This is a genomic window from Stenotrophomonas sp. SMYL89 (genome assembly GCF_036319985.1).
In the GTDB taxonomy this organism is placed as follows: Bacteria; Pseudomonadota; Gammaproteobacteria; order Xanthomonadales; family Xanthomonadaceae; genus Stenotrophomonas; species Stenotrophomonas maltophilia_Q.
The window spans coordinates 252,440-271,400 of record NZ_JAWIRW010000006.1 but is presented as its reverse complement, the minus strand read 5'-3'; the positions used below and the strand labels follow the sequence as shown (position 1 = coordinate 271,400).

Here is an 18,961-nt window from a genome sequence, read left to right as displayed (position 1 = left end):
AACACCCCCTATACCCCGGCAATGCTATTGCTGTCAGTCCAGGTCGGCACCGCCGACTCCCGTTCCCCCATCGCAACAGGAGTGATTCGATGAGCCCCACCAATACCGAGAACCTGAAGGAACACCTGGGTGAAGCCGGTTCCCACCTGAAGCAGGCCGCTACGGCCGCCGGCGGTGCGATCAAGGGTGCAACCGGTGCAGCGACCGACGAGCTTCGCATCGGCAAGGCCAACGTCAAGGCTGAATTGTCCGACAGCGCACTGTCCGGCCTGGCCGCCGCCGAGTTCGGCGGTGCCGCCGCCAAGGAACAGGTCGATGCGCTGATGGACAAGGGCAAGGACCTGATCGACAGCGCCGCCGAACTGATCCGCGAACGTCCGCTGGCCTCGTTCGGCGTCGCCTTCGCAGCCGGCTGGATCATCGCCAAGCTGGCCCGCGGCAGCAGCGACAAGTAAGCCGCAGCGTGAGCGAAAACAACACGCAAGCGCCTGATCCGGCGGCCACCCCGCCGCTGGATGAGAGCATCCGCCAGGTCGGCGCGGCCGGTCGTGCCGCTGCCGATTCGGCCAAGCACACCGTGCGCTCGCTGCGCCGGTTGGCTTCGGCCGACTTCGCGCTGGCCCGCAGTGCGTTTGGTCGTGCGCTGGCCTGGGCCGGCGTGGCGATCGTATTTGGTGCCTCGGCGTGGCTGCTGATGGCCGCCACCCTCATCGCACTGCTGGAGAGCTGGGGCCTGAGTTGGCTGCAGGCCCTGCTGATTACCTCGCTGCTGAGCCTGGCCGTCACCGGCTATGCGATCTGGCGGGTGTCCTACTTCTTCCACCACACCGGCATGCATGCCACCCGGCGCCAGCTGTCACGCCTGGGCCTGTTCGACGAGCCCAGCGAAGACGACCCCGATGCCGGCGTGCAGCTGCCCGAGGGCAAGCCATGAAGTTCGGTGCGCTGCAGCGGCGGGTGAAACGCTGCGAACAGGTGGTGACCGTGCGCCTGGGCGAGACCCAGGACCACTGGTCCACGCTCAGCCAGGTCTGGCGACAGGGGTGGTCGCCGCTGCGCATCGTGGTGGTCGGCCTGGCCGGTGGCTTCATCGCCGGCAAGCTGGAAGTGCCGGGCAAGGTCAATGGTGCCCGCTGGCTGCAGATGGTCGGTTCGGTCTCGAACCTGTTTGCCAGCGCACAGGCGGCATTTGCCACGGCGATGGCGGCGCAGGCCGCGGCCACTGCCGACGACGCGGCCGAGGAAGCCGACGAGGCCAGCGAACAGGCACAGGCGGCAACGTCGGCGACCGCCGAGCGACCTGCGCCGGCAGCGCGGCCCGTGCCCGAACCGGAACTGCGCGAACCGCGGCCGGCCGAAGCGGCCACCGAGCTGTCCGAACGTTGATGCATGTAATCCGCCGCGCCGATCGCGGCCGGCAGATAATGCGCTCCCCTTCCCGGTTGGTGCGTCGATGAGCGAGTCCCTCCTGTCCCCGTCACCGGCCGATCCGCAGGATCCGGAGGCACCGCTGCCGTCCCCCTCGCGCCCGCGCGGGCCGATGTCGCTGGTGGTGCTGGCGACCCTGGCGGTGGGCTACACGCTGTGGGCCGCGCAGGACATCATCCTGCCGGTGCTGCTGGCGGTGTTCTTCGCGCTGGTCGGCAATCCGATCCTGCGCCTGCTGCAGAAACTGTGGATTCCGCGTGCGCTGGGCGCACTGCTGATCCTCGGCGCCGGCCTGGGCGTGACCGGTTCGCTGGCGGTGCAGCTGATCGGTCCGGCCATGGACTGGGCACAGGAAGCGCCGCAGCAGCTGCGCAAGGTGGCGCGCCAGGTGCAGGACCTGACCAAGCCGGTGCAGCAGGCCAACCAGGCGGCGGAGAACTTCGCCCGGGTGGCTGGGGGTGACAGCAACCACAAGGTGCAGGTGATCCGCACCCAGATGGACGACCCCTACCGCATGCTGACCCGCGCGCCACGGCTGGCCGCCTCGGTGCTGGCGGTGGTGCTGCTCACGCTGTTCTTCATGATCTATGGGCAGAGCCTGCAGCGCGCGGCCATCGCCCTGTTCCCGAACCGCCAGCAGCAGCGATTCACCAGTGACATCCTGCGTTCGATCGAGCGCGAGGTCTCGCGCTATGTGCTGACCATCAGCGTTATCAATACGCTGGTCGGGTTGGTGTTCGCTGGCGTGCTGATGCTGTTCGGCATCGGCCTGCAGGAGGCGTTGCTGTGGGGCACGGTGGCCGCACTGCTGAATTTCGCCCCCTACGTGGGCCCGCTGATCGGCGTGGCGCTGATGCTGCTGATGGGCTTCGTCGAGTTCCGCGACCCGCTGCAGGCACTGCTGCCGGCCGCCGCCTACCTGGCCCTGCACACCCTGGAAGGGCAGATGGTGACCCCGATCGTGCTGGGCCGTCGCATGAAGCTGTCGCCGCTGGTGCTGATCCTGGCACTGATGGTGTTCGGCTGGGCCTGGGGCATGATCGGGCTGCTGCTGGCGGTGCCGCTGCTGGTCTGCATCAAGCTGGTGCTGGCGCGGCTGGACGGCATGCAGGGCTGGGCAAGGCTGCTGGAATGAGCCGGCCTGAAGACAGGTAACGCAGGCCACAGGAACAGGAGCAAGGGCATAACTGGCAGGCAACCTGCGCCGCCCCGAACCCGGCTGCCCCGCCCGCCGCGCCGCATGAAAGGCCGCGCGGGCAGGGGTAGAATGGCGGGGTGAATTTCCCCGTCCAAGCCATCACCCTCGACCTTGACGACACGCTGTGGCCGTTCGCTCCGATCGGCGCCCGCATCGAACAGGTCCTGCACGCGTGGATGCGCGAACACAGCCCGGCCACCGCTGCGATGTATCCGGTGGCGGCGATGCGCAAACTGCGCGAGCGGCTGTACCACGCCCATCCGCACCTCCACCACGACCTGAGCGCACTGCGCCGGCTGACCCTGCACGAAGCGCTGCACACCAGTGGCGCCAGCCTCGATCTGCTGGAACCGGCGTATGAGGTGTTCTACGCCGCGCGCAACCAGGTCGAGTGCTACCCGGATGCGATCGACGCGCTGGCGCGTATCGCCGCGCGGGTGCCGGTAGCGGCGTTGAGCAACGGCAATGCCGACCTGGAACGGATCGGCCTGGCCCATCATTTCGTCTTCCAGCTGGGTTCGCGCGAACACGGCGCGGCCAAGCCCGAGGCCAGCATCTTCCACGCCGCCTGCACCCGTCTGGGTGTGGCGCCGGCCCAGGTACTGCACGTCGGCGACCACGCCGAGATGGACGTGGCCGGAGCGATTGCCGCCGGCCTGCGCGGCTGCTGGATCAACCGCGAGGCTGCCACCTGGACCCATCCGCAACTGCAGCCGGACCTGCAGTTCGACACCCTTACCGGCCTGGCCGACTGGTTGGACGCCAACCTCGACGCCGCCGCACCCCGGAGTATCTGACGCATGAGCGAGATCACTGGTTTCACCGCCGACACCGCCGCGGCGCTGCCGTTGTACGTGCTGGACCGCGAGCAGTTCGCCGCGTGGAAGGACGGCCAGCCGGCTGCCACCCAGGCATGGCTGGCATCGCAGGGCTTCAACGCCGGCGCCCACAGCGTGGCGCTGCTGCCGGGCACCGATGGCCTGGCCGGTGCCGTGATGGGCGTGGGTGATCGTGGCGATGCCTACAGCTATGCGCATGCGCCGCACGCGCTGCCCGAAGGCAGCGTCTGGCAGCTGGCCAATGAACTGCCGGCCGCCGAACTGGCGCTGCTGCAGCTGGGCTGGGGCCTGGGCAGCTACCGCTTCGACCGCTACCGCAAGCGCAACCGCGCACCGGCGCAGCTGGTGGCTGCACCGTCCGGCGAAGTGGCCGACCTGATCGCCGCCAGCCTGCGCGTGCGCGACTGGGTCAACACCCCGACCGAAGACATGGGCCCGCAGCAGCTGGAAGACGCCGCACGCGCCCTGGCCGATGCACATGGCGCGCAGGTCGAGGCGATCACCGGCGATGAGCTGCTGAAGCAGAACTTCCCGGCCATCCACGCCGTGGGTCGCGCTTCGCACCGTGCGCCACGCCTGGTCGTGCTGCGCTGGGGCAAGGACACCGATCCGGCGCTGGTGCTGGTCGGCAAGGGCGTGTGCTTCGATACCGGCGGCCTGGACATCAAGCCCGCCGACGGCATGCGCAACATGAAGAAGGACATGGGCGGCGCCGCACACGCGCTGGCCCTGGCCGGCCTGGTGATGGCGCGCGGGCTGCCGGTGCGCCTGACCCTGCTGGTGCCGGCGGTGGAAAACGCGATCGGTCCGGATGCGTTCCGTCCAGGCGAAGTGATCGCTACCCGCAAGGGCCTGAGCGTGGAGATTGACAACACCGACGCCGAGGGCCGCGTGATCCTGTGCGACGCGCTGACCTTCGCCGGCGAGCAGAAGCCGGACCTGGTGCTGGACTTCGCCACCCTCACCGGTGCCGCGCGCATCGCACTGGGCCCGGACCTGCCGGCACTGTTCAGCAACGACGACACGGTGGCCCAGCAGTGGCTGCAGGCCGGTGATGCAACCCGCGACCCGGTCTGGCGCATGCCACTGTGGCGCCCCTACCTGCGCTACCTGAGCAGCGGCATCGCCGATCTGGCCAACGCCGGTTCGCGCATGGCCGGCTCGGTCACCGCCGCGCTGTACCTGGAACGCTTCCTGGAAGACGGCCAGCGCTGGGCGCACCTGGACGTGTATGCCTGGAACGACGGCGAACGCCCGGGCCGTCCCGCCGGTGGCGAAGCGCTGGCGCTGCGCTCGGCATGGGCGATGCTGAAGGCGCGTTACAGCTGATCGGGTGGGTGCCGACCTTGGTCGGCACGCCGTACCCGACCCGACCGCCGGAGCAGGCATGGGCACGGTAGAGTCGACTGTTAGTCGACTGCTCTTGGATCCGACTGCTCTTCAATTGGAACCGGCCGTGAAAACCCCGCGCTGCGCGCGCGAGTCGACTGACAGTCGACTCTACCGGGGCGTTGGCAGGGCTGGAAGTTTGACGAAAAATTGAATTTCGGCCGCGGCCGCGTTCTGCGAGGATGTGTGGGTCGACCACCCACACGCTCCGTGAAGGCAGGACTCCGACCATGTCGCTCTTCCGCTACACCCGCGCCGGCCAGACGCCGGGCGCACCACGCAAGCATTCACCCCTGCTCTGGATCGCACTGATCGCGCTCATCCTGGGTGCGGTCGCGTTGGCCTTCGCCTGGCTGGCCGGATGGATTGGCGGCCGCCTGACCGCGCAGCGCTTCACCGACACCATCGAAGCCACCGGCCCGGCTCATCCCGGGTTCCGCCGTGCGCACAGCAAAGGCGTGTGCGTGAGCGGCTGGTTCGAACCAAGCGCGCAGGCTCCCACCCTGTCCAGTGCACGGGTGTTCTCGCAGCGCCGCGTGCCGGTGATGGGGCGGCTGTCGATCGGCGGCGGCGATCCCTACGGCGCCGACAACACCGCACGCGTCCGCAGCATCGCGGTGCAGATGGTCAGTGATGATGGCCAGGAATGGCGCATGGCGATGAACAGCTTCCCGTTCTTCGCCGTGCCCAACGCCGAGGCGTTCTACGCGCAGACGCGTGCCTCCATTCCCGACACGGCCACCGGCAAGCCGGACCCACAGAAGATGGCGGCAGTGCTGGCGAAATACCCCAGTGCGCAGGCGTTCCAGCAGTGGGCCAAGACCGCACCGTGGACCAGCAGCTGGGCCGACACCACCTTCAACAGCGTCAACAGCTTCTGGTTCACCAATGCACAGGGCCAGAAGCGTGCGGTGCGCTGGCGCTGGCAGCCGCAGGCGGCAGTGGTGGAGATGGATGCGGAAACGCGCAAGCAGGCCAGCGTCGATTTCCTCAGCCAGGAACTGCAACAGCGCCTGGCCAGCGGCCCGGTGCGCTGGAACCTGGTCGTGACCATCGCCGCGCCCGGCGATGCCATCGATGATCCATCGGTGCCGTGGGCCGCGTCGCGCGATGAGGTGGTGGCCGGCGTACTCAGCCTGGACCGCATGCAGTCGCAGGAGGAAGGCGCCTGCGGCCAGATCAACTTCGATCCGCTGATCCTGCCCAGCGGCGTGCGCGGCAGTGACGATCCGATCCTGGCTGCGCGTTCGGCCGTTTATTCGCAATCCTTCAACCGTCGCGAACGCGAGCGCGCCAGCGGCAATGTCGAGCAACCGAAGGAGGCCGCGCGATGAACACCCACAACGGCCACTTCAACCTGCTGGCGCGGGTGCTGCACTGGACCATGGCGCTGATGATCATCGCCATGCTGTTCATCGGCGTGACCATGGTCGCCTCGCTGCATCTGCGTCCCGTGCTGATCGACCTGCACCGCCCGCTGGGCATCGCGATCCTGTTGCTGGTGCTGCTTCGCCTGTACAACCGGCTGCGCCATCGCCCGCCGCCACTGCCGGCCGACCTGCCGGTGTGGCAGGTGATGGCGGCCAAGGCCTCGCACTGGATGCTGTATTCGCTGATGCTGGCGATGCCCTTGATCGGCTGGGCGATGCTGTCGGCGGGCGGTTACCCGATCGTGCTGTGGGGAGGCCTGCACCTGCCGCCGATCGTGCCGCACACCCCGGCGCTGTACGCCGCGTTGCGCAATGCGCACAGCCTGCTGGCATATGTGTTGTTCGCCACGGTGCTGATGCACGTGGGTGCAGCGCTGTTCCACCTGTGGGTGCGGCGCGATGGGGTGTTCCAGGCGATGGCGCGCGGGAAGGATTGAAGGGGCTCGCCGGGAGTTCCCGGCGGATCGTTTCCGCGACTGCGGAGGGGTGTCACTTTCTTTGCGCGCAAAGAAAGTAACCAAAGAAACGCTCCGCCGGCCGCGAGCCGACGTGCTTCGCACGCCGGTGCCCTGCGCTCCTCGATCCGTCGAGGGACGGCGCGGGAACTCGCTGCGCTCAGACACCCGCGCCTCTTCGCCCTCGCCGGACCTGCGGTGCTCGGCTCGCTCAAGGCGGACTTGAAGGTCAAGATCAATGGCAACAGCATCCACGCATGGCGTGGACCTACGGGGTGCAACATCGGCTTTTGACGTTGGGTCCGCCTTTTAGCGAGCCGAGCATCGCAGGGGAATCAGGGGCGAAGAGGCGCGGGTGTCTGAGCGCAGCGAGTTCGGCGCCGTCCCCTGATTCACTGAGAAGCGCAGGGCACCGGCGCGCAGCGCCGGCTCGCGATCTGGCGGCGTGTTTCTTTGGTTACTTTCTTTGCACGAGCAAAGAAAGTGACACCCCTCCGCGGTCGCGGAAATGACATCACCGGGAAACGCAAGGCGCCGCTACAACCACCCCTTCTGCCGCGCCAGCCGGTACGCCTCGATCCGGTTGGCCACGCCAAGCTTGCCGATGCACTCGGACAGGTAATTGCGTACCGTGCCGTGCGACAGCCCCAGCTGTTCGGCAATCTCACTGGCGGTACGGCCCTCGCCTGCCAGCCGCAGGACGCGGCGCTCGCGGTCGGTCAGCGGATCGGCCTGCGACCACGCATCCAGCGCCAGCTGCGGATCGATCGCGCGGATGCCCTGCTTTACCTTGCGCAGGGCCTCAGCCAGGTTCTCCGCCGGCGCATCCTTCAACAGGTAGCCCAGCACGCCCGCTTCCAGCGCGCGGCGCAGGAAACCGGCGCGGGCGAAGGTGGTCACGATCACCACCTTGATCGGCAACTCATGGCGGGCGATGCGCTGCGCCAGCTCCAGCCCCGACAGGCCCGGCATCTCGATGTCGGTCACCAGGATGTCCGGCTGCAGCTGCTGCAGCATGCGCCAGGCGGCCTCGCCGTCGGCAGCACTGCCCAGCACCTCGATGTCCGGCTCCAGGCCCAGCAGCGCGGACAACGCACCCCGCACCATCGCCTGGTCTTCAGCCAGCAGGATGCGGATCATGCGGCACCGCCCGCTGCCAGCGTCGGCGGCGCGCCCGGCGGCAGCGGTGTGGTGGCCGCGCCCACAGGCACGCGCACGGTCAGCACCGTGCCCTCGCCCTTCGCAGACTGCACCTGCAACTGCCCGCCCAGCGCCGCCACCCGCTCACGCATCCCGCACAGGCCATTGCCTTCGGCCTGCACACCGCCGCGGCCATCGTCGCGGATCTGCATCGCCAACATCCTTCCTTCCAGCATGAAATCCACCCGCGCCTGCGTTGCCTGCGCATGCCGGGCGATGTTGGTGGCCGCTTCGCGCAGTACCAGCGCCAGGCCACGTTCGACGTCCACCGGCATTGCCGGTGGCGACGCATAGTGCAGGTGCACCTGCTGGCATTCCAGCAGCAGGCGTGCCGAGGCCAGTTCGCCCGCCAGGTCGCTGGCACGGATGCCGGTGACCGCACTGCGCACCTGCGCCAGTGCCTCACGCGCGATGTCCTCGGCCTCGCCGATCTCCTGCCGCGCACGTGCATCGCCACGGTCGTGCAGCTTGCGCGCCAGCTCCAGCTTCAAGGTGATCAGCGACAGGGTATGGCCCAGCAGATCGTGCAGGTCGCGGCCGATGCGCTCGCGCTCGGCGGTGGTCGCCAGCCGCCGCACTTCCTCCTGCGACAGCTGCAGTGCGGCGTCCTTTTCCTTGTTCACCGTCTCCACGTTCACCACCATGCCGATGATGAACGACACCGCCGGCACCCAGACCAGGCTCTGCCACGGGTAGTGCGCAAGGTAGGCCACCAGGTAGAACATCGCGTTGAGCGCGGCCAGCAGCAACAGATAGCGCCACCAGCTGCTGCGCCCGCAGACCCGCAGCATCACGCAGCCGAAGATGAAGTAGCTGATGCCCGACGGGTACCAGGGCACCAGCACGATGGCCAGCGCAGTCATCGCCAGCGCGTAGCGGGGCGCGTGGTGCCGCGGCGACAGCAGCAGGCGCGCATACAGCAGCAGGAACAACGGATAGCTGGCCAGGGTGAACCACAGCCAGCGCAGTGTGTAGCCCCCGGAGAACAGCGGCGTCATGAACACCCACACCGTCCACAGCAGGTGGATGGCATCGGCCCAGGCCGGTTTGCCGCGGCGCAGGTTGTCGGCCACTGCCGAGTCCGGTGCGGGGCGCAGCAGGGAAGCAAGCCAGCTCGACGACACGGGGTGATCCAGGCGGGGACGATCGCTGCCGATCATGCCAGTTCAGCCGATCCGGCGCAGGCGGCGACGCGCCAGCAGCAACGCCACAAGGGTGACCGCCAGCAGCACCAGCAGATGGCCGGAGACGCTGCCCACCGACGGCAGCCCCACCACCGGCAACGCCAGCTGGGCCAGGTGCCAGGTCGGCCACAGCGGGGCCATCGTCGAAAACACCTTCGGCAGCGCCGACAGCGGCAGCCACAGGCCGGACAGCAGCGCCAGCGGCAGGTAGACCAGGTTGACCATCGCCGGCGCCGCACTGGCGCTGACATGGCTTCCGATCAGCAGGCCGATCGCCCCCAGCGGCAGCGCGGCCAGCCCCGCCACCGCCATCAGCTGCAGCATCTGCACCGCCTGAAGCTGCACGCCACCCATCGCGCGCGCCACGCCGATCAACAGAGCGGCCACCAGCAGCGCGAACATCACGGCCATCGCAAGTCGCGCCAGCAACGGTGCCGCCGCCGGCATCGGCAGCGCGCGCTTGAGGGTCAGCAGGCCGCCTTCACGGTCCAGCGCCAGCTGCACGCCGAAGCCGAACAGGGCCGGCGCCATCGCACCGAACACGCAGTAGGTGGCCAGCAGGTACAGCGGTGCATGGCCGCGGCCCAACAACACGCCGAACAACAGGTAGAACAGCACCGGGAACAGCAGCGAGGGTACGGCGAAGGCGGGTGTACGCCAGGCGCGGCGCAGCTCGGCCTGCAGTTCGGCACGGTACGGGCGCAGCGCGCGCCGCCAGGTCGATACCGGACGCGCAGCGGCGGCAGTCGGATTCAGGGTATTCATGCGGCCTCCCGGGTCAGGTCGAGGAAGGCATCGGCCAGCGCCGCGCCCTGTACTTCCAGTTCACGCAGCTGCGCATCGGCGGCCAGCAGGCGAGCCACCACCGGCTCGGCCGGGCTCGCCAGCAGCTGCAGATGCTCGCCGTCGCGCTGCACCTGCTGCACGCCCGGCCAGTACTGCACCTCTTCAGCGGACAGCACGCTGCGGCAGCGGATGCGACGCGGCCGCTCGGCCAGGCGCAGTTCGGCCAGCGGCGCGTCGGCCAACACCCGGCCCTGTTCCAGCACCACCACCTGCTGCGCCAATGCCTCGGCCTCCTCCAGGTAGTGGGTGGTCAGCAGCACGCCGCAGCCTTCGGCCACCAGCTGCCGGATGGCCTGCCACATGGTCTGCCGCGCCTGGATGTCCAGCCCGGTGGTGGGCTCGTCCAGGAACAGTACGCGCGGGCGCCCACACAGTGCGTTGGCGAACTGCACGGCGCGCTGCTGGCCACCGGACAGCTGGCCGTAGCGGCGGCCCGCCAGCGCCTGCAGTCCGGCGCGCTGCAGTACCTCCTGCAACGGCATCGGGTCGGTGTAGCAGGCACTGGCCTGGGCCACCAGCTCGTCCACCTGCAGCATCGGCGGCAGGTTCGTGCTCTGCAGCATCACGCCCAGGCCGAGGCGGCTGGCACGCTGCTGCGGGTCGCCACCGAGCAGCTCGACCTGGCCGGCGTCGGCGCGGCGCAGGCCCAACAGCACGCTGATCGCGGTACTCTTGCCGGCACCGTTGCGGCCCAGCAATGCCAGCACCTGGCCAGCGCGGACCTGCAGGTCGATGCCATGCAGGGCGGTATGGTCGCGATAGCGCACCTGCACCTGCTGCAGGCGGGCCAGCGACGGGGCGATCGGATCCATGGGCGGTACCGGTAGCGGGGACGTTGCCATCCTGTGCCGCCGTGGTCACATTTCGCAGTTGCCGCCGTCAGTGTCATCGGATGACAGCTGTCACTGCCGTCATCGCTGTGCCTGCCTTCATGCTGTGCCGCACGCTCCACCGCCGGAACCGCCGCCGTCCGCTCTTCCGGCCACACCCGCCCGAACGTCTGTGATGGAACGAATGAACGCTTCTGCCGAGCTGTTGAAGGAACTCCGTATCGACCGCAAGTCGCCACAGCCGCCCTCCGGTGGCAATGGCGGCGGTCGGCGCTGGCTGTGGATCACGATTGTCGTGATTGCCGTGCTGCTGGCCGCCGGCGCCTTCGCGCTGTTCGGCCGCACCCCGGCCGTTGAGGTGGAAACCGCACCCGCGGTAGCCATCCAGCAGGGCAGCGCCAGCAGTTCGGTGCTTGACGCCAGTGGCTACGTGGTCGCCCGGCGCATGGCCACGGTATCGGCCAAGATCACCGGCAAGGTGCGCGAGGTGATGATCGAGGAAGGCATGCGGGTCGAAGCCGGCCAGGTGATGGCCACCCTGGACCCGATCGATGCCGATGCGCAGCGCAGCCTGTATGCCTCGCAGCTGCAGGCCGCACGCAGCCAGGTGGCCGGGCTGGAAGCACAGCAGAAGCAGGCCGCCGCCGAAGCCAGCCGCCTGCAGGCGCTGGTCGGCCAGCAGCTGGTGTCGCGCTCGCAGTACGACCAGGCCGTGGCCCAGCGCGACAGCCTGCGCGCACAGCTGGACACTGCGCAGCGCAACGTCAAGGTGGCACACGACCAGCTGGCCATCGCCGACCTGGGCGTGGACAACAACGTAGTGCGCGCGCCGTTCTCCGGCGTGGTCACCGCCAAGGCGGCGCAGCCGGGCGAGATCGTCTCGCCGCTGTCGGCCGGCGGTGGCTTCACCCGTACCGGCATCGGCACCATCGTCGACATGGATTCGCTGGAGATCGAAGTCGAGGTCGGCGAGGCCTTCATCGGCCGCGTGCAGCCGAAGATGCCGGTGGAAGCCACGCTCAATGCCTACCCGGAGTGGAAGATCCCGGGCGAGGTGATCGCCATCATCCCCACCGCCGACCGCGGCAAGGCCACGGTGAAGGTGCGCGTGGCGCTGAAGGTGAAAGACCCGCGCATCGTGCCGGAGATGGGCGTGCGGGTCAGCTTCCTCGAACAGGCGCAGCCGCAGGCGGCGACCAAGCCGCAGGGCGTGCGCGTGCCGGGCGGCGCGGTGGTCCAGCGCGACGGCACGTCGGTGGCCTTCGTGCTGGGTGACGAGAGCCGCGTGCAGCAGCGCACGGTCGAAGCAGGCCAGGCGATGGGCAAGGACCGCCAGATCCTCAAGGGCGTGAGCGCAGGTGAATCGGTGGTGGTGAACCCGCCAGACACCCTGCGCGATGGCGCCAAGGTGCAACAGAAACAAGCGCAGTAACGGCCTGGCGCCCGTGGGCGCCGCCGGCAGCACCGCTCGACGCACGCCCCCGGCCACCGCCGGCGCGCGTCCCCGTTTCCCGCCTTCCGTGGAGAACCCCCCATGTCGACCCTGGTTTCACTGCGCAACATCACCAAGACCTACCAGCGTGGCCCCGAGAAAGTTCAGGTGCTGCACGGCATCGACCTGGACATCGCCAGCGGCGACTTCGTGGCGCTGATGGGTCCGTCTGGTTCCGGCAAGACCACCCTGCTCAACCTGATCGGCGGCCTGGACAACCCCAGTGGCGGCGAAATCAGCATCGAAGGCGAGCGCATCGACCAGATGAGCGGCGGCCAGCTGTCGACCTGGCGCAGCCACCACGTCGGCTTCGTGTTCCAGTTCTACAACCTGATGCCGATGCTGACCGCGCAGAAGAACGTGGAGCTGCCGCTGCTGCTGACCCACCTCAATGCGGCGCAGCGCCGCCGCAATGCGGAGATCGCCCTGACCCTGGTCGGCCTGGCCGACCGCCGCAGCCACCGCCCGAATGAACTGTCCGGCGGCCAGCAGCAGCGCGTGGCGATCGCCCGCGCGATCGTCTCCGACCCGACCTTCCTGATCTGCGACGAACCGACCGGCGACCTCGACCGCCAATCGGCCGAGGAGATTCTCGGCCTGCTGCAGCAGCTCAACCGTGAGCACGGCAAGACCATCATCATGGTCACCCATGACCCGAAGGCCGCCGAGTACGCCACGCACACGGTGCACCTGGACAAGGGCGAGCTGGCCGACGCGCCGCTGGCCCACTGACGGAGGCCACCGCGATGAAATACTTCTCGTTGGTGTGGGCGCAGCTGTTCCGCAGCCGCACGCGCACCTTGTTGACCCTGCTGTCGGTGGTGGCCGCGTTCCTGTTGTTCGGCATGCTCGACTCGGTGCGCGTGGCGTTCTCGTCCGGCGGCAGCGTGGAAGGCGCCAACCGCCTGGTGGTGGCCTCGCGGCTATCGATCACCCAGTCGTTGCCGATCCGGCTGGAAACCCAGATCCGCCAGGTAGCCGGGGTGCGTGACGTGGCCTATGGCATGTGGTTTGGTGGCATCTACCAGGACCCGAAGAATTTCTTCCCGAACTTCTCGGTGTCGCCCAACTACTTCGATGTCTACCGCGAGCTGCAGATCGATCCGGCGCAGCTGGAAGACTGGAAACAGACCCGCACCGGCGCCATCGTCGGCGAATCGCTGGCCAAGCAGTTCGGCTGGAAGATCGGCGACACCATCCCGCTGCAGGCCACGATCTTCCCGCGTGGTGGCAGCAACGACTGGCCGCTGGAACTGAAGGGCATCTACCGTTCCAAGGACCGCGCGCTGGCCGCCAACGAAGAACGCCAGTTGATGATGAACTGGAAGTACTTCGATGAATCCAACGACTACATCAAGAACCAGGTGAGCTGGTACACGGTGACGCTGGACAATCCGGACCATTCCTCGCGGGTGGCGCAGGCGATCGATGCGATCTCGGCCAACTCCGACCACGAGACCAAGACCCAGACCGAATCAGCGTTCCAGCAGGCCTTCGTCAAGCAGTTCGCCGACATCGGCATGATCGTCACTTCGATCATGGGCGCGGTGTTCTTCACCTTGCTGCTGCTGACCGGCAACACCATGGCGCAGGCGGTGCGCGAGCGCGTGCCGGAGCTGGCCACGCTGAAGACGCTGGGCTTCAAGGACAGCACCGTGCTGACCCTGGTGATGGTGGAGTCGGTGCTGCTGATCGGCCTGGGTGGCCTGATCGGCATGGGCCTGGCCGCGCTGATCCTCCCAGCGATCGGGCCGAAGAGCATGGGCATGTTGCCGCCGCACGTACCGACGCCGACCTGGCTGATGGGGCTGGGCCTGATCGTGGTGATCGGCATCATCGTCGGCCTGTTGCCGGCGCTGCGTGCCAAGCGCCTGAAGATCGTCGACGCACTGGCCGGCCGCTGAGGAGGACACCGACATGTTCAAGAGCAAACTCAAGAAGTGGCTGGGCAACGGTGTGACGGTGCTGCTGCTGGCGATCGGCCTGGTGCTGTGGATCAGCCTGCCGTGGGTTGGCGTGCTGGCCGTGGCCGTGCTGGTGGCGCTGTGGCTGCTGCTGACCCGTGGCGGACGGCTGGCACTGGCGGCCACCCGCATCGGCGTGGCCAGCCTGCCGCAGCGCTGGGGTGCGTCCTCGGTGATCGTGGTCGGCATCGCCGGCGTGGTCGGCGTGCTGGTGGCGATGCTGGCGATGGGCGAAGGTTTCCAGGCCACGCTCAACAATACCGGCGATGACACCACCGCCATCGTGCTGCGCGGTGGCTCGCAGGCCGAGACCAATTCGGTCATCACCCGCGAACAGGTTCCCACGCTGTCCACCCTGCCCGGCATCAGCCGCGATGGCGAAGGCCGGCCGCTGCTGTCGCCGGAGCTGTCGCAGGTGGTCAACCTGGTATCGAAGTCCGACGGCACCGACGTCAACGCGCAGTTCCGCGGCGTTGGTCCGCAGGCCTGGGCAGTACATGACAAGGTCAAGATCATCGAAGGCCGCAAGTTCGCCACCGGCCTGCGCGAGATCGTGGTCGGCCAGGGTGCCAAGGGCCAGTTCCGCGACATGGACGTGGGCAGGACGCTGACGCTGGGCAACCAGACCTGGACCGTGGTCGGCGTGTTCGCCACCGGCGATGCGCATGATTCGGAACTGTGGACCGACGCCGATACGCTGGCCACCACCTACCAGCGCAGCGCCTGGCAGTCGATCAGCGTGCGTACCGATGGCAAGGCCGGCTTCGAGCAGTTCAAGGCGGCGGTCGCCGCCGACCCGCGCCTGAAGCTGGACGTGGAAACCACCCGTGTCTACTACAGCAAGCAGGGCGGCGGGCTGACCAAGCTGATCGACATCCTCGGCAAGGTGATCGGCACGATCATGGCGGTGGGTGCGGTGTTCGGCGCACTCAACACCATGTATGCGGCTGTTGCCACGCGTGCGCGCGAGATCGCCACCATGCGCGCGATCGGCTTCCGTGGCCTGCCGGTTGTCACTGCGGTGATGCTGGAGACGATGCTGCTGGCGCTGCTGGGCGGCCTGCTGGGGTGCGCGGTGGCGTGGCTGCTGTTCAATGGCTACAGCGTGTCCACCATCGGCAGCAACTTCAGCGCGGTGGTGTTCAAGTTCCATGTTTCGCCGGAACTGCTGTGGACCGGCCTGAAATGGGCACTGGGCATCGGCCTGGTCGGTGGCCTGTTCCCGGCGCTGCGCGCGGCACGTTTGCCGATCACCACGGCGTTGCGCGAAACCTGAGCATTTCGCAGCGATACAACGCGCACGTTGCAGGGGGACGAAGCGGGAGCTTCGTCCCTTTTTCATTGGTGGGGTCAGATCCCTTCACTGCGCGAAGGGATCTGACCCCAATCTGGATCCAGTAGATCCACGCCATGCGTGGATGGAAGCGTGCGCACACGCGCGGCTACAGATATCCACAAATCTGCCGCTATCGATGCCTCTGCCCATCGCGCACGCAACGTGCGTGACGCCGCGCACATCGCATCTGTGGATTGTTGGTTGCGATTCATCTTCGCGCACATTCAGCGGCATGGCGACAAACAGTTACGAATGGAAACACTCTAGAATCCCGGCCCCCACGTTGGTTTGCAGCACCCCACGCGCCCATAGAACGGGCGCTTGTTTTTCCTGAAACACGAGATGTCACGGATGTCCCTGAAAACCAATCCGCTGCGCAACGCGATCGTCATCGCGCTGGCCGCCAGCTGCACCACCCCCGCCTTCGCACAGAGCGCCGGCGATACCCCGACCAACCTCGATCGCATCGAAATCACCGGCTCGCGCATCCGCCAGGCCAGTGTCGAGACCGCACAGCCGGTCGTCGCGCTCAGCCGCGCCGAGATCGAGAAGAAGGGCTACATCAACGTCGCCGACATCCTGCAGGACGTCACCGCCGCCGGTGCTCCGAGCCTGAGCCGCTCGTCGTCGCTGAGTTCTTCGCGCGACTTCGGCGGCACGTACGTCAGCCTGCGCAACCTCGGCCCGGAACGCAGCCTGGTGCTGATCGACGGCCGCCGCATGGGCGTCAGCGCAGGTGGCTACTCCGACCTGGCCTCGATCCCGTCGGCCATCGTCGAGCGCGTGGAAGTGCTGACTGACGGTGCTTCGGCACTGTACGGCTCGGACGCCATCGCCGGTGTGGTCAACATCATCACCCGCAAGAACTTCGATGGTGCCGAAGCCAGCGTCTACGTCGGCCAGTACGGCGAAGGCGACGGTCAGAAGCGCTCCTACAGTGCCACCTTCGGCAAGACCTTCGACCGCGGCTGGTTCAGCGTCGGTGCCGAGCGCACCAAGGAAGACGAAGTGATGGGCGGCGCGCGCGAGTTCAGCCGCTACGTCAACGGCCCGCGCCACCCGAACGATGGCCTGAACGGCACCACGCCGTGGGGCAGCGTCACCGTCGGCGGCAAGTCGCTGACCGTCGGCCCGGGCGGCGACCCGACCAGCGCCAGCAACTTCCATGCGCCGAACCCGGCCGATGGTGCCAACACCAAGACCAACATGAGCCTGCTGACCGGCCTGGAGCGCACTTCGGTGTTCGCCAACGGCGGCTTCTCGATCACCGATGACCTGCGCATCGTTGCCGATGCCATGTACAGCAAGCGCGAATCCACCAAGCACCTGGCCGGCTACCCGTACTCGGTCACCGCCACACAGGCGCGCAACGGCAGCCGCGCCGCTCTGTCCAAGGACAGCGCGTTCAACCTGTGGCAGCAGGACGTGCTGTTCTCGCACCGCACCGAAGAAATGCTGCGTGGCACCGAGAACACCCTGGAAACCAAGCGCGGCAGTCTGGGCCTGGAAGGCAGCTTCGAAACCGGCTCGCGCTACTGGGACTGGAACGTCAGCTACACCTACAACCGCAATGAAGGCGAGCGCGTTGGTACCGGCAGCATGTACCAGCCGAACGTCAACCTGGCCGTCGGCCCGTCCTTCATCGAGAACGGCGTGGCCTACTGCGGTACCCGCGACGCGGTGATCGCCGGCTGCGTGCCGTGGAACCCGGCCGCGCCGATGGGCTACACCGGCCCGGGCTCGCTGAGCAACCAGGACGTGCAGGACTACCTGTTCGCCCGCTACGTGGACAAGAGCCAGACCACCACCAAGGTGGCCAGCGCCAACATCTCCGGTTCGCTGTTCTCGCTGCCGGCCGGCGACATCATGGCTGCGATGGGCTTCGAGCACCGCACCGAAGAAGCACGCTACACCCCGGACCTGATGGTGCAGAACGGCCAGATCGCCGGCACCACCGGCAAGCCGACCCAGGGCGACTACTCGCTCAACGAGGTCTACCTGGAAATGCAGGTGCCGCTGCTGGCCGACATGGCGTTCGCCCGCGAACTGTCGCTGGATGTCGCGGGTCGCTATTCGGACTACAACAACTTCGGTTCGACCACCAACAGCAAGTTCGGCGTGAAGTGGAAGCCGATCGACAGCCTGCTGGTGCGCGCCACCTATGGCACTGGCTTCCGTGCACCGACCGTGGACGACCTGTACGGCGGCACTGTCAGCACCCGTGATTCGTTCACCGATCCGTGCGATACCTCGTTCGGCACCGCTGCAAGCAGCGCCGCCGTGGCTGCCCGTTGCAAGGCCCTGAAGGTGCCGGCCAACTTCCGCCAGCTCAACAGCGACGGCACCGTGGCCAGCAAGCCGGGCCAGCAGGCCACCACCGATTTCAACTCCGGTTCCAACCCGAACCTGAAGCCGGAAACCGCCAAGACCTGGACTGTGGGCCTGGTCTACAGCCCCGACTTCGTGCAGGGCCTGGACGTCAGCCTGGACTGGTGGAAGATCCGCATCGACAACGCCATCGTTGGCGAGTCGGCCACCAACATCCTGGAACAGTGCTACGTGCAGGGCTCGGACGCCGCCTGCGGCCGCTTCACCCGTGGCAGCAACGGTCAGGTCAACGCGCTGGACCGTTCGCTGGTCAACGCCGGCTACCGCGAAACCGCCGGCTATGACATCAGCGCGCGCTACCGCCTGCCGGAAACCGCGTTCGGCAAGTTCGCCGTTACCTGGAACACCACCTACACCGACTACCTGGAGCAGCGCAATGACAACGCCGCCACCACGCCGGTGGAGCAGCTGACCAGCTGGGGCGGCAACTTCCGCGTGCGTTCGACCTTCAACCTGGACTGGCAGTACGGCAACCTGGGCATCGGCTGGACCGCGCGCTACTACTCCAGCATGAAGGAGAAGTGCTCCTACATGGACGAGTGCAACATGCCGGGCTTCAGCTCGGCCTACACCGATGCCTCGCCGACCAACAAGGTGGGTTCCAACACCTTCCACGACCTGCAGGTGCGTTATGCCCTGCCGTGGGACGGCACCGTGTCGCTGGGCGTGAACAACGTCTTCGACCACCAGGGTCCGATCATGTACAGCCAGCCGAACAGCAGCTTCACCTACTACGGTGGCTTCGACATCGGTCGTTTCATGTACATGAAGTACCAGCAGCGCTTCTAAGCCTGCAACCGCGTTCCCGCCACCGCCATCTCTCTCTCCTGGCGGTGGATGGAAGCAGAACGGCGCCCTTCGGGGCGCCGTTCTTTTTCGCGCCGAAGCGGGGTCGGATCCCTTCGCCCGGCGAAGGGCTATGACCCCAGGCGGCGAGGAACAGGGGGTCAGCGCCCTCCGCGTTGCGGAGGGATCCGACCCC

The 18,961-nt window shown here is 67.6% G+C and carries 17 protein-coding genes; 13 read left to right on the top strand and 4 right to left on the bottom strand.

Annotation, left to right across the window (positions count from 1 at the left end):
- The first annotated feature begins 89 nt into the window (after nt 1–89).
- From V3B41_RS10340 to V3B41_RS10305, 8 genes are all read left to right on the top strand, one after another.
- A complete protein-coding gene (locus tag V3B41_RS10340) occupies nt 90–455 on the top strand; it encodes a hypothetical protein (protein ID WP_004153835.1) in 366 nt (121 codons plus the stop codon).
- Nucleotides 456–463: 8 nt separating this feature from the next.
- Complete coding sequence (locus V3B41_RS10335; RefSeq protein WP_197632542.1) at nt 464–934, top strand: phage holin family protein; 471 nt, start codon at nt 464–466, stop codon at nt 932–934.
- Nucleotides 931–1,386: a hypothetical protein gene (locus V3B41_RS10330; protein ID WP_049429640.1), complete on the top strand. Its 456-nt coding sequence runs from the start codon at nt 931–933 to the stop codon at nt 1,384–1,386. Before V3B41_RS10335 ends, V3B41_RS10330 begins: the two co-directional genes overlap by 4 nt.
- 67 nt (nt 1,387–1,453) lie before the next feature.
- Complete coding sequence (locus V3B41_RS10325; protein WP_197632541.1) at nt 1,454–2,563, top strand: AI-2E family transporter; 1,110 nt, start codon at nt 1,454–1,456, stop codon at nt 2,561–2,563.
- Between the two features lie 140 nt (nt 2,564–2,703).
- A complete protein-coding gene (locus V3B41_RS10320) occupies nt 2,704–3,423 on the top strand; it encodes an HAD-IA family hydrolase (RefSeq protein WP_049429638.1) in 720 nt (239 codons plus the stop codon).
- Between the two features lie 3 nt (nt 3,424–3,426).
- Entirely contained in the window at nt 3,427–4,794 is a 1,368-nt protein-coding gene (locus V3B41_RS10315; protein WP_197632540.1) for a M17 family metallopeptidase, read from the top strand.
- Nucleotides 4,795–5,084: 290 nt separating this feature from the next.
- Nucleotides 5,085–6,188: a catalase family peroxidase gene (locus V3B41_RS10310; RefSeq protein WP_329860959.1), complete on the top strand. Its 1,104-nt coding sequence runs from the start codon at nt 5,085–5,087 to the stop codon at nt 6,186–6,188.
- Nucleotides 6,185–6,721, top strand: a complete 537-nt coding sequence (locus tag V3B41_RS10305) for a cytochrome b (protein WP_197619910.1) — start codon at nt 6,185–6,187, stop codon at nt 6,719–6,721. Before V3B41_RS10310 ends, V3B41_RS10305 begins: the two co-directional genes overlap by 4 nt.
- 555 nt (nt 6,722–7,276) lie before the next feature.
- Here the strand turns inward: V3B41_RS10305 and V3B41_RS10300 are convergent.
- From V3B41_RS10300 to V3B41_RS10285, 4 genes are read right to left on the bottom strand one after another with little or no spacing between them, the layout of a single operon-like run.
- Nucleotides 7,277–7,879, bottom strand: a complete 603-nt coding sequence (locus V3B41_RS10300; RefSeq protein WP_025878350.1) for a response regulator transcription factor — start codon at nt 7,877–7,879, stop codon at nt 7,277–7,279.
- A complete protein-coding gene (locus V3B41_RS10295) occupies nt 7,876–9,099 on the bottom strand; it encodes a sensor histidine kinase (RefSeq protein ID WP_329860956.1) in 1,224 nt (407 codons plus the stop codon). Before V3B41_RS10295 ends, V3B41_RS10300 begins: the two co-directional genes overlap by 4 nt.
- A 6-nt stretch (nt 9,100–9,105) precedes the next feature.
- Entirely contained in the window at nt 9,106–9,888 is a 783-nt protein-coding gene (locus V3B41_RS10290) for an ABC transporter permease (RefSeq protein WP_049431506.1), read from the bottom strand.
- Nucleotides 9,885–10,781 carry an ABC transporter ATP-binding protein gene (locus tag V3B41_RS10285; RefSeq protein ID WP_329860954.1) on the bottom strand — a complete coding sequence of 299 codons (897 nt, stop codon included), beginning with the start codon at nt 10,779–10,781 and terminating at the stop codon, nt 9,885–9,887. Before V3B41_RS10285 ends, V3B41_RS10290 begins: the two co-directional genes overlap by 4 nt.
- A gap of 202 nt (nt 10,782–10,983) precedes the next feature.
- On the opposite strand from V3B41_RS10285, the gene V3B41_RS10280 reads away from it, so the two are divergent.
- The 5 genes from V3B41_RS10280 (at nt 10,984) to V3B41_RS10260 (ending at nt 18,768) form a co-directional block, all read left to right on the top strand.
- Nucleotides 10,984–12,231 (top strand): efflux RND transporter periplasmic adaptor subunit, encoded by a 1,248-nt coding sequence (locus V3B41_RS10280; protein WP_049431503.1) that lies wholly within the window; start codon nt 10,984–10,986, stop codon nt 12,229–12,231.
- Between the two features lie 102 nt (nt 12,232–12,333).
- Nucleotides 12,334–13,023, top strand: coding sequence for an ABC transporter ATP-binding protein (locus V3B41_RS10275; RefSeq protein ID WP_004137569.1), 690 nt, complete (start codon nt 12,334–12,336; stop codon nt 13,021–13,023).
- A gap of 14 nt (nt 13,024–13,037) precedes the next feature.
- Nucleotides 13,038–14,195 carry an ABC transporter permease gene (locus tag V3B41_RS10270; RefSeq protein ID WP_005407727.1) on the top strand — a complete coding sequence of 386 codons (1,158 nt, stop codon included), beginning with the start codon at nt 13,038–13,040 and terminating at the stop codon, nt 14,193–14,195.
- Nucleotides 14,196–14,208: 13 nt separating this feature from the next.
- Nucleotides 14,209–15,531 (top strand): ABC transporter permease, encoded by a 1,323-nt coding sequence (locus V3B41_RS10265; protein ID WP_049431500.1) that lies wholly within the window; start codon nt 14,209–14,211, stop codon nt 15,529–15,531.
- A gap of 411 nt (nt 15,532–15,942) precedes the next feature.
- Nucleotides 15,943–18,768, top strand: coding sequence for a TonB-dependent receptor (locus tag V3B41_RS10260; protein WP_049431496.1), 2,826 nt, complete (start codon nt 15,943–15,945; stop codon nt 18,766–18,768).
- Nucleotides 18,769–18,961: the final 193 nt, after the last annotated feature.

What these genes read in the sequence shown, in the direction of transcription:
- V3B41_RS10270 (WP_005407727.1), top strand. Translation starts at nt 13,038, where the DNA reads ATGAAATACTTCTCGTTGGTGTGGGCGCAGCTGTTCCGCAGCCGCACG.
- V3B41_RS10305 (WP_197619910.1), top strand. Translation starts at nt 6,185, where the DNA reads ATGAACACCCACAACGGCCACTTCAACCTGCTGGCGCGGGTGCTGCAC.
- V3B41_RS10285 (WP_329860954.1), bottom strand. Translation starts at nt 10,781, where the DNA reads ATGGATCCGATCGCCCCGTCGCTGGCCCGCCTGCAGCAGGTGCAGGTG.
- V3B41_RS10280 (WP_049431503.1), top strand. Translation starts at nt 10,984, where the DNA reads ATGAACGCTTCTGCCGAGCTGTTGAAGGAACTCCGTATCGACCGCAAG.
- V3B41_RS10310 (WP_329860959.1), top strand. Translation starts at nt 5,085, where the DNA reads ATGTCGCTCTTCCGCTACACCCGCGCCGGCCAGACGCCGGGCGCACCA.
- V3B41_RS10325 (WP_197632541.1), top strand. Translation starts at nt 1,454, where the DNA reads ATGAGCGAGTCCCTCCTGTCCCCGTCACCGGCCGATCCGCAGGATCCG.
- V3B41_RS10265 (WP_049431500.1), top strand. Translation starts at nt 14,209, where the DNA reads ATGTTCAAGAGCAAACTCAAGAAGTGGCTGGGCAACGGTGTGACGGTG.
- V3B41_RS10315 (WP_197632540.1), top strand. Translation starts at nt 3,427, where the DNA reads ATGAGCGAGATCACTGGTTTCACCGCCGACACCGCCGCGGCGCTGCCG.
- V3B41_RS10290 (WP_049431506.1), bottom strand. Translation starts at nt 9,888, where the DNA reads ATGAATACCCTGAATCCGACTGCCGCCGCTGCGCGTCCGGTATCGACC.
- V3B41_RS10300 (WP_025878350.1), bottom strand. Translation starts at nt 7,879, where the DNA reads ATGATCCGCATCCTGCTGGCTGAAGACCAGGCGATGGTGCGGGGTGCG.
- V3B41_RS10275 (WP_004137569.1), top strand. Translation starts at nt 12,334, where the DNA reads ATGTCGACCCTGGTTTCACTGCGCAACATCACCAAGACCTACCAGCGT.
- V3B41_RS10330 (WP_049429640.1), top strand. Translation starts at nt 931, where the DNA reads ATGAAGTTCGGTGCGCTGCAGCGGCGGGTGAAACGCTGCGAACAGGTG.
- V3B41_RS10340 (WP_004153835.1), top strand. Translation starts at nt 90, where the DNA reads ATGAGCCCCACCAATACCGAGAACCTGAAGGAACACCTGGGTGAAGCC.
- V3B41_RS10295 (WP_329860956.1), bottom strand. Translation starts at nt 9,099, where the DNA reads ATGATCGGCAGCGATCGTCCCCGCCTGGATCACCCCGTGTCGTCGAGC.
- V3B41_RS10260 (WP_049431496.1), top strand. Translation starts at nt 15,943, where the DNA reads ATGTCCCTGAAAACCAATCCGCTGCGCAACGCGATCGTCATCGCGCTG.